Raw genomic sequence first — 13,355 nt, forward strand, 5'->3', positions numbered from 1 at the left:
AATTATCCTAAGGTTTCCAATCGGATGCGGTTAACTTTTCCGGTAACAGTTTGCAGGGCTTCGATTTTGGCAATCGCAGCGTTCATTTCTTGTTCGCGGGTGATTTGGGTGAGCAAAATAATGGGCACCACGGTTTCACCGGCCAACGGTTGTTTTTGAATCAAGGCTTCAATACTAATGTGATGGTCGGCAAGTATCCGGGTCACATCTGCCAACACGCCAGGCTTGTCTTCGGCACTCAGGCGTAAATAATACGCCGTCCTGAAGTCATCGGCAGACAGCACCGGAATATCCACCAACGCATCAGCCTGGAACGCCAAATGCGGTACGCGGTTTTCAGGGTCGCTGGTCAAGGCACGCACCACATCCACCACATCGGCAACGACTGATGACGCCGTAGGTTCTGAGCCCGCACCTGCGCCGTAATACAGCGTAGGGCCTGCGGCATCGCCTTTAACCACCACGGCATTCATCACGCCATCGACATTGGCAATTAAGCGGCGATCAGGGATTAAGGTAGGGTGGACGCGCAGCTCTATGCCTTCCGGTGTCTTACGGGCAATCCCTAAATGCTTGATGCGGTAACCCAATTGTTCGGCGTACTCGACATCCGCACGGGTGATTTGGGTGATGCCTTCGGTATAGACTTTATCAAATTGCAAGGGCATGCCAAAGGCAATCGAAGCCAGGATAGTCAACTTGTGGCCGGCATCAATACCTTCAACGTCAAAGGTTGGGTCAGCTTCCGCATAACCCAGCGCTTGCGCTTCGGCCAACACATCGTTGAAGTCACGGCCTTTGTCGCGCATTTCCGTCAAAATAAAATTGCCGGTGCCGTTGATGATACCGGCCAGCCATTCTATGTGGTTGGCGCTTAAGCCTTCACGGATGGCTTTAATAACAGGAATGCCTCCAGCGACAGCGGCTTCAAACGCCACCATCACGCCTTTTTCGCTGGCTTTGGCAAAGATTTCATTGCCATGCAGAGCCAGCAGGGATTTATTGGCGGTAACAACGTGCTTACCATTGGCAATGGCTTGCAACACCATGTCTTTGACTGCGCCGCAGCCGCCGATCAGTTCAACAATAATGTCGATGTCAGGATCGTTAATGATCTCGAAAGGATCGGTGGTTAAGGCGATACCTTGCGTGTCGCAGATACGGGCTTTGGTTAAATCTTTCGCCGAGGCGCGGGTAATGACAATTTCGCGACCAGCACGGCGGGCAATTTCCACCGCGTTGCGCTTTAACACATTCACTGTACCGCCGCCGACAGTACCCAAGCCTAATACACCTACTTTTACCGGTTTCAAAGCACACTCCAGTTAAAAAATTATTATATATCGTCTTACAAAATTGGATTTTTAAACACAGCGATAAACTATACAGCGTTTTCAACTTAGGAACGCGCACGAAATAACTTGAACAACTTAAACGCCACCACCGTNNACCGTTCGTGCTGAGCCTGTCGAAGCATGAACTTGCTCAAGTTATTTCATGCACGTTCCTTAGGACAGTTACAGCCACCGTTCGTGCTGAGCTTGTCGAAGCATGAATGGCACACTTCGACAAGCCCAGTGCGAACGGTTACGCTGTAACTATTGAACTGTGAAAACGCTGTAAGTAATAAATATTATCGGATACGTTTTGCAAAAAAATTATTGCCAACGCTGGTGTCATTGGCTACCAGATTGTGAGCGCTACTCTTAAAAACAACCACTTTACCATCTGCACTTAATACAGGTGTATCTGAACTTCTATTACCACTGTTAGAGCCGGTGTAATTCATGCTGATAAGACGGGTTAAGCCATTTTTAAGTGACTTAACAAAAACATCAATCGTTTGATTGTTATCATGTGCAGTCAAATCCTTGCGTTGGCTACTGAATGCCATAACCGCCCCATCAGCGCTTAACTGTGGATAATTAAAATCATCAAATAAACTATCCTGATATTTTCCTACAATAGGTAGTTTAGCTGATGTGACCGAAAACAAAGTTGTCTTATTGGTAGCCAAATTACGGGAAAAAAGCGCCCATTTGCCATCGGAAAACTGATACGGTATTTTCGCGGTATCGCTACTAAACAACGCGGTTTGCCCATTATCACTGAGTAGAAAACCGTGGCCGCCAATTGCTTTGCCCGCAGCATTCATACTGACCAGACGGGTGGTCTTACTCACTAGATCACGGACATAAACGTTTTTGGAAACGTATTGACTATTTTTATTATAGTTTTTAACCATATCCGTCGCATTGCTGTCAAACATCACATAACGACCATTATCGCTCATGGCACGCGCCTCAGCCTGTGAATTAATGCTGGCTTTGCCTTTGCTGTTAATGCTGACCAATTCCAGGGTATTTTTTTCCAAGTCATGCCTGTACACATCTTTTTTGTTGTTGGTGTCGTTTTTAGTCAAGCTCTTTTCTATGCTAAAAGCCATATAACGGTTGTCGGTGCTGGCGAAGGTATCGCAGCTTTGTAGTAAAATTGTTCGATTGGTTTGCAGGTTGCGGACAAAGCAATCGGCCTTGCCATTAGTGTCATTGGCGACCAAATTATCGGCACGGCTACGGAATTTAATAAATCGACCCGTAGTACCAAAGCTTTCAAACACGGATTCGGCATTACCGCTGTCTGTAGCGGCGCTATTCATGCTCACTAATTTTGTCGTATTAGTTTTGGTATCGCGAACAAAAATATCCCAGGCGTTATTGGTATCGTTTGTTACCACATCATTGGCATTGCTTTCAAAGATAACAAAGCGGCCATCTGCGCTGATCTGGTAATTTCTTTCTTTCCCTGAAGAAGCCTGTCCGGTTTTATTGGCGGTAATAAGTTTTGTGGTATTGGTGCTTAGATCCCGTATAAAAATGTCACGCTTATCGTCAGTATCATTGGATACCAAATCGTTGGCGTTGCTACCAAAGACTACATATCTCCCATCCGGTGTTAAAAGGGGAGTCAAAGACGTATCCACTTTGCCAGCGGCTCTACCGGCAAGATCAATACTGGCTAATAGTGTTTTATTGGTAACAATATCACGTATGTAAACATCGACGCTGCTGTTGGTATCGTGTATCGAGAGCTTTTGCCCGCTAGAAAATGCCACATAGCGCCCATTTGAACTCAAGCTGTAACCCTTATTGGTAAGGCTACCTACGGGTTTCCCTGTTGGGTCTACGGTGATAATGCTTAAGTTTGCCGCTTGGCCTGGCAGCGCTGTCAATAGCAAGCAAACAGCCATTAGTGCAGAATGAAGACTAGTAAATCGCTTTTTCACCGAAGTCACCTGAATAGATAATCAAAAAAATGGTCAGTCACAACTCAAGCAGAGTGCGCCATTTTACGGCGCAAGAACAATGCGGTATATTGAAAATCAAGTTAAAGTCCAACAGTGCTTAAACAACCCCATCCTTCTTCATCATAGTGCGAATGCCACGCACCGCCTGCCGTGTCCGATGCTCATTTTCAATCAAACCAAAGCGGACATGGTCATCCCCATACTGGCCAAAACCAATACCTGGTGCAACCGCGACCTTGGCTTCCAGTAACAGTTTCTTGGAAAACTCCAACGAACCCATCGCCTGATACGCTTCAGGAATTTTTGCCCACACGAACATCGTCGCTTTGGGTTTTTCCACCGGCCAACCCGCTGCATTCAAGCCTTCGCAGAGTACATCGCGACGTTTTTGATACATGGCGGCAATCTCGCGCACACAATCTTGCGGGCCTTCTAAAGCCGCAATCGCTGCAATCTGTATTGGTGTAAACGTGCCGTAATCTAAATAGGATTTAATTCGCGCCAAGGCTGAAACCAATTCCTTGTTGCCGCACATAAAGCCCACGCGCCAGCCGGGCATGTTATAGCTTTTGGACATGGAGAAGAATTCTACGGCAATGTCTTTTGCACCTTCCACTTGCAAGATGGACGGCGCTTTATAGCCATCAAACACGATGTCTACATAAGCGATGTCTTGCACTACCCAGATGTTATGTTCTTTCGCCAACGCGATAATTTTCTCGAAAAAATCCAGTTCCACACATTGCGTGGTAGGATTGCCAGGAAAATTCAGGATCAACATTTTCGGTTTCGGCCAGCATTCAACGATGGCTTTTTCCAGTTCATCAAAAAAACCCAGTTCTGATGTCATCGGTACATGGCGCAAATCTGCACCTGCTATCACCACACCATACGGATGAATCGGATAGGCGGGATTAGGCACTAGCACCACATCGCCAGGCCCTAACGTGGCCAATGCTAAATGCGCCAAACCTTCTTTAGAACCGATAGTCACGATAGCTTCGGTTTCAGGATCTAAATCAACATCGTAACGATTTTTATACCAGTTACAAATGGCACGGCGTAACCTAGGAATACCTTTAGATACCGAATAGCGATGGGTATCGGGGCGTTGCGTGGCCTCAATCAGTTTATTAACGATATGCGGCGGGGTCGGCTGATCGGGATTGCCCATGCCAAAATCAATAATATCCTCACCTGCTGCCCGCGCCTTGGCCTTTAGTTCGTTGACGATATTGAAAACGTAGGGAGGTAATCGACTTATTCTATGAAATTGTTCCATTTACAGCTCTTGGCAAACCGGTGTGTAGGTTAAAGAAAAAAGTAGTCTTTGTACTGTTGTTAAGACAAGTTGTCAAATTATGCGCATGTTAGAGCATGAATTCCATCGTTACGCGGCTCTGCATAGTTAGCGATGGATAGATTAAGGATTACCAGCAAAGATCCGTTCAACACGCATGAGATCATCCTCGGTATCCACCCCCGCAGGCGGTGCATGGTCTACTGTTTTAACGGCGATAGCTTCACCATGCCACAAAATTCTGAGTTGTTCCAGCGACTCAACCGTTTCCAAAACCGACGGCTGCCATTGGCAATAACGCTGCAAAAATCCCACCGTGTAAGCATACATGCCGATATGTCTAAGAGTCGCCATGTTACCTGACGGTTTTTGCTGCCCATTAGCAAAGCCGTCTCTGTCCCACGGAATAGCTGCACGGCTAAAATACAACGCATAACCGAGTTTATTCACTACGACTTTCACTGCATTCGGATTGAAAATCTCTGCTGCATCGTCAATCGATGTCGCCAATGTGGCAATACCAGCGTGTTGTTGCTCTGCTAAAGTGGCCGCTACATCACGGATATACGCGGGTGGAATTAACGGTTCATCACCTTGCAGGTTAACGATAATATCGTCAACTGCCCAGCCACACAACTGCGCCACTTCGGCCAACCGTTCCGTGCCGCTTTGGTGGTCAGGGCGTGTCATCACTACCTTAATGCCTAATGCGGTTACTGTGGCTGCGATACGTTCATCGTCAGTAGCGACAATGATGTCATCGGCCTCCGCTTCTTGTGCGCGCTCACAAACATGGGCAATCATCGGCTTGCCAGCAATCAGCCGTAACGGTTTGCCAGGCAAGCGCGTTGAACCGAATCTGGCCGGAATAACAACTTTAAAGCGTAAGCTCATTTTTGGTATAAAACGTCGACTTCTTCGCTGCTTAAGGTGCGGGCTTCATCTTCCAGCATCACCGGAATATCATCTTGTATGGCAAATGCCAAGCGGTCGGGGCGACAGATCAGCTCCTGCTGATCTTTTTTGTACAGTAGCGGGCCTTTACAAATCGGGCAGGCAAGTATATCGAGCAGTTTTTTATCTATCATACAGGTTTGGTTTTGAGTAAATGTAACAGTTGCTCAGTAAATTCGGCGGTTAAAACCGCGTTAACTGGCACGTACCAATGCTGATGCGTTGCAAAGAGCGTACATTTTACCGCATCTTTTTCGGTCATTAATACCGGCTTGTCATCTTGGAACGTTATATCGTGTTTTGAAAACCGATGGTGATCGGGAAAAGCGTGCGTATCACAAGCGATACCGGCAGCTTGCAGCGATTTAAAAAAACGCTCAGGATTACCAATTCCCGCTAAAGCATGGCAAGCAATGCCCGTTAATACCGATAACGGTTTTTGTTCGCCGCTGAGGATATTAACAGCGATTGCGCCGTTTAGCTGCATAGAAAATTCATGAGTGGCTGCTTTATTACCGTTAACCACGACCATATCGACGTATTTTAACCGGCTAATCGGTTCGCGTAAGGGACCTGCAGGCAGGCAAAAACCATTGCCAAAACGCCTATCACCATCAATGACAGCAATTTCAATCGCTCTGGCCAGTGCGTAATGCTGCATACCGTCATCGGAAATAATAACATCGCAACCGGCTTGCTTTAATAATAAACGTGCTGCATCGACTCTTAATGGGCCAACCGCCATTGGGCAAGCGCTTTGGCTGGCGATTAATACCGCTTCATCACCCACCAAGCTGACATCGGTTTGTGGCGTAACACTGTGCGGCCACGATGTGGCTTTACCGCCGTAACCTCGGCTGATAATACCTGGTTTATAGCCCGCATGCTTCAGCAGCTTGGCAATATAAATAACTAACGGTGTTTTGCCTGTACCGCCCACCGTAATATTGCCGACTATGATAACCGGTACGGGTAAATACTGTTGCTTGAGTATACCTGTGTGGTAAAAAAATCGCCGCACTCGAACAATGGCCGTAAATACCCACGCCAGCGGTAGCAATACGATACCAAGTTTTGCGCCTTTATCCCAGAAAGTCGGTGCCTGTGTGGGCATCATTTATCGTCGTGTTCTTCCTGCGTGGCAAAGGTAATATGGGTAAAACCCGCTTGCCCTGCAAAATCCAGCGCAGTAATAACATATTGATGCGGGGTTTTATCATCGGCTTTAATAATGAACGGCTCTTGAGCAGATGTCTCTGCACGTTTACGTAATTCGGCCAACAAGGTTTCCTTTTTCTGATCGGCCAATTGTTCAGGTTCGCCGTCTTCATTTTCAATAAAATACTGGCCTTCGGCATTGATGATTAAGTTAACTTGTTTGGGTTGTTCAGCGGTTTGCTCACCAGCCGCTTCTGGCAATTGTATACTGATGCCAGATTGCTTGTTAAAACGGGTCGATACCACAAAAAACAGCAGCAATACAAAGACGACATCGATCATCGATATTAAGGTAATATCAAGTTTTTCTTTAGGTTTACGCCGGAATTTCATCGATATCCTCTTCGCGGTCGCCTTGCAAAATATCTACCAATTTTAAGGCCTCGCATTCCATATCAACCACGTATTCATCCACTAAACGCTCAAAGTAGCGGTGGAAGATTAAACTGGGAATACCGATAACCAAGCCAGTCGCCGTGGTAATCAACGCGACAGAAATGCCGCCAGCTAATACACTTGGATCGCCGGAACTGTTTTTCATAAGCGAGGAGAAGATTTCAATCATCCCAAAGACAGTGCCTAATAAACCCATTAATGGGCTGATTGTAGCAATAGTACCTAATGGATTTAAAAAACGTTCTAAATCATGTACCACTTTACGACCGGCTTCTTCAATACATTCTTTCATGACATCGCGGCCTAAGTGCCGATGCGAAAGCCCTGCGGCCAGCACTGCACCCAACGGCGAATTAGCGCTTAAGCGGTGCAATAAAACGCTGTCAATCTTTTCTTCACGCGATAGCTTCCACACTTGTGGTACAAGCTCAGGTGGCACAACTTTCTTTTTTTGTAACGACCAGAATCGCTCGACAATAATACCCATTGCGCCAATCGAACACAAGATGAGCGGCCACATCATCCAGCCACCGCTTTTTATAATTTCAAACACATCAATATCCTAAAATTCAATATTTTTAAATTGAGATACGTACTGTTTAATTACGCCACAAACAATACTGTTCATGATGTAATTCTAGCTTAATGTGCCATTATTTTCCCGTTCCAGCCACAAATAAGTCACTATAAAAGCGATAATGCAACACACTGCCGCTATGGTGTAAATAAGCTGAGGGCCTAATATATTCCAGTAATGACCACTGTAAAGACTACCTACTGTGCCGCCAACACCAAAACTGACACTGCTGTATAAAGCTTGTCCTTTGCCTTGATGCTGTTGTCCAAAATATTTATGCACCAAACTGATAGCAATAACATGGGTACTGCCAAAGCTTGCCGCATGTAGCAATTGAGCCATAAATAAAGCGCTTAAACTATTCACGCACCAGGCAATTATCAACCAGCGCAATGTTGCTAACAAAAGACTCATTAATAACAAAATTCGCAGCGAAAAATGCTTTAATAAACGCTGCATAGTCATAAATAACACAATTTCAGCGCCCACACCCAACGCCCATAAGCAGCCGGTTATTGTCGAGCTATAGTGATTATCATTGAGGTAAATGGAATAAAATACATAGTATGGTCCGTGCGATATTTGCAGCAAAGCATTAACGGCAAGAAAAGCCAGCACTGCCGGTTGTTTTAAAATATGTCGCAGTCCAATGTTCGTATCGCTGTGTTTAATGGCTTTAGCTTCCGGAGTAACCAGTGTTGTTAGCCAAGAACCTATTAATAACACGATAATAATCATCGGTAATTGGGTAATCGGGTAATGATCTAAAAACCGCCCAAAGCCCATAACCGCAATGACAAAACCGACCGAGCCCCACAATCTGATTTGGCTGTAGCGATGGGTTTGATTTTTTAAGTGATACAAAGTAACCGCTTCAAACTGTGGCAAAGACGCATTCCAGAATAAGCCAAATCCCGTTGTAATGAGCACTAACTGCATATAATCTTGCGGAAATAAAAAATACGCAAAAATTAACACGGTGTACAACGATGTTATACGAATAATCGGCATATTTTTGCCGGTGTGATCAGCAATATAGCCAACCAAATTGGGTGAAATAATACGTGTGGCTACAATAAGCGCCGAAAATTCACCTATTTGTACAGCACTAAAGCCGTTGTGTTTAAGATAAAGATTCCAGTAAGGTAAAAAAGCACCTAAGGTAGCAAAATAAAAAAAATAGTATCCTGATAAGCGTGCTGTGGGAATAGACATGTGGTTTCGGTTAATATCAGGTGGCAAGTCAGCGTGTAGCAGATATTAAATTCTGCCAATGATACCGTCTATAATAATCGTTATTGCATTTCATCAGACGACTTAAGCTGACTGTGTGATGAATCTTGCTGAACTCTCATCGCCTTGTGTGATACAGCCTCAGTTAACGACAGCCAGTCCTTTAAGCCTATGACCATGCCCAAACAGACTTATATATTATTGATTGCCCAGTTTTTATCATCATTTGCCGACAATGCCATCTTGTTTACGGTGATTGCAATGGTGATGCACTCGACAGATCAAGCCAGTTGGTATATTCCGGCCTTGCAAAGCGCCTTTTTAATTGCTTATGTGGTGCTTGCGCCCTGGGTAGGCAGTCTTGCCGATCATTATCCCAAAGCCCGCGTGTTAATTGTTGCTAATCTTATTAAAGCAACAGGTGCGATATTATTACTGCTGAACGTAGAGCCACTAATTGCCTATTGTATTGTCGGTATTGGCGCGGCTTTATACAGTCCTGCAAAATACGGCATTTTACCGGAACTGGTCGGGCATAATTTTTTAATAAAAGCCAATAGCTGGATTGAAGGCTCAACTATTTTGGCAATTTTATTAGGCATGGTGGTGGGCGCTAAAGTGGCCGATTATTCCACGCATTGGGCGCTAGTGGGCACGATTAGCTTGTTTGTTATTTCAGCGTGGGTGGCAATGTACTTGCCGGTTACCCCGGTTAAAAAACCGGCCACTGCTTCACGGTTAATTGAATTTGGTCAGCAGATGAGCGGCTTTTTTACCACACCACGCTCACGGTTTGCTATTTTAGGCGGCTCATTATTTTGGGCATCGGCGGCCACTTTGCGCTTAATTATTGTCGCCTGGGCTCCGGCAGTATTAATGCTAAACAGCGCTAGCGATATTGCTCAGCTCACCTTGTATTTGGCATTAGGTATTATTGTAGGCTCTGCGATTGTGCCGCGCTTGATTCCTTTGGAACATTTACGCCGCGCCAGATTTGCAGCTTACACAATGGCTATTTTAATAGCACTACTCAGTTTAACAAACACGCTGTGGCCAGCGCGTGCGGTATTATTTGTGATTGGCATAATGGGCGGCATGTTTATTGTGCCGATTAATGCCGTATTACAGGCGTTAGGCCAAAAAAGCATTGGCAGTGGCAGTGCCGTGTCGTTGCAGAATTTCTTTCAAAATCTGGCCATGTTATTGGCTGTTGGTGCTTATACCTATGCGGCATCGTTACATATTTCACCTGTCGCTACCTTGGTAACATTAGGTGGACTGGTGTTTGTAGCGACTTTTTGGGTGTCTTTACGCTTACCGGACCCTGAACAGCCACATTAAAACTGTAATGGTCAAGTAAACCAACTAAAGAACAAGCGCGTAAAATTGACGAACTTAATAAAGCAGACTACCCACTAAGGCATAAACACACGGTGTGCGATCGTTATCACTGAATAGAGTCAATTTCGGTTTTGGTGTAGCTATAATGAAACTAGTACACCAAATTGGAAGTCAACAGGATTTTAATTTAGCTTTATGCTGTACACAATCAGCATTTCATTCATGATTTGAAGATTTTTATTATCCTGTTTTTATACGATTTGATGTACTAGTGTAACTTTATTTTTACGTTTTTTCCCGTGGCTAATGAGTTGTTACAGCATTGAATGATAAGATAGTAACAATAAAATGTTTGTTATAGTGGCAATTAGTCTAAGCTCTTTATTTAAAAGATGGCCAATGCTAGCGCTTACAGTCTCGATTAACCCACACAGCGGTTTAGCAAATTTTAGGAAAGGAGTATGGATGTGAATTTTTTTAAAAAAATAGTGATGGTTGTTGCGTTAGGCAGCTACAGTGTGTTTTGCCATGCCGAACTGACCATTGAAATTAATGAAGGCACCGTGGTCGATGGCATACCGGTGGCGGTTGTGCCCTTTGCATCACAAGGCGCACCGGTGGATATTGGTGCAATCATTAATGCCGATTTGGCACGCAGTGGCTATTTTAGAATGATGCCGCGCGGCTCTATGCCCAGCCAGCCTAGCAGTGCTAGCCAAGTACAGTTTCCACAATGGCAGGGTTTAGGGCAAAATTATATGGCGGTTGGTCAGATTAACGGTAATGGTGGCCAGTACAACGTGCAGTTTCAGTTACTGGATGTGTCTAAAGGCGGCGCTATGATGGGTTATCAAATGGCCTCGTCGGCAGATGATTTACGCCGCACCGCCCACCATATCGCTGATTTGATTTTTGAAAAACTCACCGGCAAAAAAGGCGTATTTAACGGGCGTATCGCCTATGTTACCAGTGACAGAAAAGGCAAGGAAAGCCAGCATAAATTGCAGGTGTCTGATACCGACGGCTTTAATCCGCAAACCATCGCTTCATCCACGCAGCCGTTAATGTCACCATCGTGGTCGCCGGATAAAAAGAAAGTGGCGTATGTGTCGTTTGAAAAACACAATGCGGCGATTTACGTGCAAACCCTGGCTACCGGCGAGCGTACACGGGTCGCCGAATTTCCGGGTATTAACGGTGCGCCAGCCTGGTCACCGGATGGCAGCAAGTTGGCGTTAACCTTGTCTAAAGACGGCAGCCCTGACATTTATACGTTGGACGTGTCGTCACGCGTGTTACGCAGAATTACCAAAAGCTTTTCGATAGATACCGAGCCGGTGTGGTCGCCAGATGGCAACAATATTGTGTTTACTTCGGATCGCGGTGGCAAGCCGCAGTTGTATATAACCTCCAGCCAGGGTGGCGGTGAAGAACAACGCATTACTTTCAGCGGTGACTACAACGCCCGTGCCAGTTTTTCACCGGATGGCCAAAACATTGCCATGGTACATGGCAACGGCGGCGATTACCGGATTGCAGTGTTAGATGTGAACAGCAAAGGCATTAACGTTTTAACCAATGGGCCGTCGGATGAGTCGCCAAGCTTTGCGCCTAACGGCAGCATGATTTTATATGCGTCTAAAAAAGGTCAGACCGGATTTTTATCCGCAGTGACATTAGATGGTAAAATGCAGCAAAGAATGGTATTTAACAGCGGTGAAGTCCGTGAACCGGCTTGGGCTCCCTAATATTACAGGCAGAGCCCTGCTCACTCAGTTTATTTTAAGGACAAATCCAATATTTCAATCCACGCGCATTGTTGTGAACAGCACATTATTCCCGTAGATAGTGTTGGGTGGATTAACCGACCTCCGTTAAAAGGTGGTTATTGTAAACGATAGTATTGCTTGTGCGATGCCGTCAAATTCTACCGATCCTCCGAAAAATGGAGGTTTCAAACCAGCAAGGAATAGTGATGAAGTTTAATAAAACAATACTGACATTATTGGTTATTACCGCACTGGTAGGGTGCAGTAGTGATGATGAAACCGATCCATTAGCAGCGGGCACGCTTAATGGCCCTGGCGGTGTTAATACCGATGCTTCAACCAGCGGCTTGAACGGTGCAGGTGGTATCGATGGATCAGGTTTAAACGGTTCCGGTGTCATGAATGGCGCAGGTGGTATGAACGGCAGCGGCAATAGTAAATACCCCAATGCGGCTATCGGGCCAGAATTCAGCGACCCGCGTAACCCGTTATCAAAAAGCATTATTTACTTTAGTTTAGACAGCAGTGAAATCCAAGCGGATTTTGTGCCGATTGTTGCCGCGCACGCACAGTATTTGGCGGCGCATCCTAGCCAACGTGTCACCTTGGAAGGTCATGGTGATGAGCGTGGTTCACGCGAGTACAATATTGCTCTGGGCGAACAACGCGGCAAAACCGTGGCCGGTAAATTAACCTTGCAAGGCACGTCCGATAGTCAGCTGGATAATGTCAGTTACGGTGAAGAAAAGCCAGCGGCGTTTGGCAGTGATGAATCGGCTTGGGAACAAAATCGCCGTGTTGAATTGGTCTATCAGGGGCGCTAAATGAACATGCGTCTTGCTATTATAGCCTTGTGTGCCGTCTCTGCCAGCGCGTGTGCAGAGAATTTGCCGCCGGTGAATAATACCGGTGCGTATCCGCCGCAGACAATTAAACCGCCAACACCCATGCCATCTATTAATACGCTTAATCAAATGATGAACCGTATGGAGCAGATGCAAAAGGAAATTCAGCAACTGACCGGTAGGGTAGAGGATCAGGTTTTTTTAATTGCCGAGTTAAAGAAGCAGCAGAAAACCCAGTATGCGGATTTTGACGAGCGTTTGCAGGCCTTGGAAAATAAAGCCAGTACACCGCCAGCGGATGCCGAAGCAATCCCCCCCGATGCCAGTGCAGTGCCGCCGCCGATTGATGCCGCGACCCCGGCAACCGATGTAGCGCCCAGTGATCCAGCCGTAGTGACTGATGCTAGGGCAGGCG

At 45.9% G+C, this 13,355-nt stretch carries 13 protein-coding genes; 4 read left to right on the forward strand and 9 right to left on the reverse strand.

Annotated features, from left to right (window positions below; genetic code table 11):
- Positions 1-2: 2 nt before the first annotated feature.
- From CRENPOLYSF2_RS12435 to CRENPOLYSF2_RS12475, 9 genes are all read right to left on the reverse strand, one after another.
- On the reverse strand, positions 3-1,313 hold the full coding sequence (locus CRENPOLYSF2_RS12435) for a homoserine dehydrogenase (protein WP_087144271.1): 1,311 nt from the start codon (positions 1,311-1,313) through the stop codon (positions 3-5).
- A gap of 320 nt (positions 1,314-1,633) precedes the next feature.
- Entirely contained in the window at positions 1,634-3,286 is a 1,653-nt protein-coding gene (locus tag CRENPOLYSF2_RS12440; protein ID WP_140396858.1) for a TolB-like translocation protein, read from the reverse strand.
- 118 nt (positions 3,287-3,404) lie between these two features.
- Positions 3,405-4,589: an alanine transaminase gene (gene alaC / locus CRENPOLYSF2_RS12445; protein ID WP_087144273.1), complete on the reverse strand. Its 1,185-nt coding sequence runs from the start codon at positions 4,587-4,589 to the stop codon at positions 3,405-3,407.
- Between the two features lie 141 nt (positions 4,590-4,730).
- Positions 4,731-5,501: a 3-deoxy-manno-octulosonate cytidylyltransferase gene (gene kdsB / locus CRENPOLYSF2_RS12450; protein WP_087144274.1), complete on the reverse strand. Its 771-nt coding sequence runs from the start codon at positions 5,499-5,501 to the stop codon at positions 4,731-4,733.
- Positions 5,498-5,695, reverse strand: coding sequence for a Trm112 family protein (locus CRENPOLYSF2_RS12455; protein ID WP_176371118.1), 198 nt, complete (start codon positions 5,693-5,695; stop codon positions 5,498-5,500). The genes kdsB and CRENPOLYSF2_RS12455 overlap by 4 nt, the downstream gene beginning before the upstream one ends.
- Positions 5,692-6,678: a tetraacyldisaccharide 4'-kinase gene (lpxK, locus tag CRENPOLYSF2_RS12460; protein ID WP_087144275.1), complete on the reverse strand. Its 987-nt coding sequence runs from the start codon at positions 6,676-6,678 to the stop codon at positions 5,692-5,694. The genes CRENPOLYSF2_RS12455 and lpxK overlap by 4 nt, the downstream gene beginning before the upstream one ends.
- Complete coding sequence (locus tag CRENPOLYSF2_RS12465; RefSeq protein WP_087144276.1) at positions 6,675-7,112, reverse strand: ExbD/TolR family protein; 438 nt, start codon at positions 7,110-7,112, stop codon at positions 6,675-6,677. Before CRENPOLYSF2_RS12465 ends, lpxK begins: the two co-directional genes overlap by 4 nt.
- Entirely contained in the window at positions 7,096-7,728 is a 633-nt protein-coding gene (locus CRENPOLYSF2_RS12470) for a MotA/TolQ/ExbB proton channel family protein (protein ID WP_087144277.1), read from the reverse strand. The genes CRENPOLYSF2_RS12465 and CRENPOLYSF2_RS12470 overlap by 17 nt, the downstream gene beginning before the upstream one ends.
- 84 nt (positions 7,729-7,812) lie before the next feature.
- Complete coding sequence (locus tag CRENPOLYSF2_RS12475; RefSeq protein ID WP_087144278.1) at positions 7,813-8,967, reverse strand: MFS transporter; 1,155 nt, start codon at positions 8,965-8,967, stop codon at positions 7,813-7,815.
- A 195-nt stretch (positions 8,968-9,162) separates the two neighbouring features.
- On the opposite strand from CRENPOLYSF2_RS12475, the gene lplT reads away from it, so the two are divergent.
- From lplT to CRENPOLYSF2_RS12495, 4 genes are all read left to right on the forward strand, one after another.
- A complete protein-coding gene (gene lplT / locus CRENPOLYSF2_RS12480; RefSeq protein ID WP_087144279.1) occupies positions 9,163-10,326 on the forward strand; it encodes a lysophospholipid transporter LplT in 1,164 nt (387 codons plus the stop codon).
- Between the two features lie 461 nt (positions 10,327-10,787).
- On the forward strand, positions 10,788-12,074 hold the full coding sequence (gene tolB, locus CRENPOLYSF2_RS12485) for a Tol-Pal system beta propeller repeat protein TolB (RefSeq protein WP_087144280.1): 1,287 nt from the start codon (positions 10,788-10,790) through the stop codon (positions 12,072-12,074).
- A 227-nt stretch (positions 12,075-12,301) separates the two neighbouring features.
- Complete coding sequence (pal, locus tag CRENPOLYSF2_RS12490; protein WP_087144281.1) at positions 12,302-12,919, forward strand: peptidoglycan-associated lipoprotein Pal; 618 nt, start codon at positions 12,302-12,304, stop codon at positions 12,917-12,919.
- On the forward strand, positions 12,920-13,355 hold a 436-nt coding region (locus CRENPOLYSF2_RS12495; protein WP_272867706.1), incomplete at its 3' end, for a YbgF trimerization domain-containing protein.

The organism is Crenothrix polyspora (assembly GCF_900163755.1).
Taxonomy (GTDB): domain Bacteria; phylum Pseudomonadota; class Gammaproteobacteria; order Methylococcales; family Methylomonadaceae; genus Crenothrix; species Crenothrix polyspora.

Excerpts from the sequence above, each read along its gene's own strand:
- alaC (WP_087144273.1), bottom strand. The coding sequence starts at position 4,589 with ATGGAACAATTTCATAGAATAAGTCGATTACCTCCCTACGTTTTCAAT.
- kdsB (WP_087144274.1), bottom strand. The coding sequence starts at position 5,501 with ATGAGCTTACGCTTTAAAGTTGTTATTCCGGCCAGATTCGGTTCAACG.
- CRENPOLYSF2_RS12455 (WP_176371118.1), bottom strand. The coding sequence starts at position 5,695 with ATGATAGATAAAAAACTGCTCGATATACTTGCCTGCCCGATTTGTAAA.
- lpxK (WP_087144275.1), bottom strand. The coding sequence starts at position 6,678 with ATGATGCCCACACAGGCACCGACTTTCTGGGATAAAGGCGCAAAACTT.
- CRENPOLYSF2_RS12465 (WP_087144276.1), bottom strand. The coding sequence starts at position 7,112 with ATGAAATTCCGGCGTAAACCTAAAGAAAAACTTGATATTACCTTAATA.
- CRENPOLYSF2_RS12475 (WP_087144278.1), bottom strand. The coding sequence starts at position 8,967 with ATGTCTATTCCCACAGCACGCTTATCAGGATACTATTTTTTTTATTTT.
- lplT (WP_087144279.1), top strand. The coding sequence starts at position 9,163 with ATGCCCAAACAGACTTATATATTATTGATTGCCCAGTTTTTATCATCA.
- tolB (WP_087144280.1), top strand. The coding sequence starts at position 10,788 with ATGGATGTGAATTTTTTTAAAAAAATAGTGATGGTTGTTGCGTTAGGC.
- pal (WP_087144281.1), top strand. The coding sequence starts at position 12,302 with ATGAAGTTTAATAAAACAATACTGACATTATTGGTTATTACCGCACTG.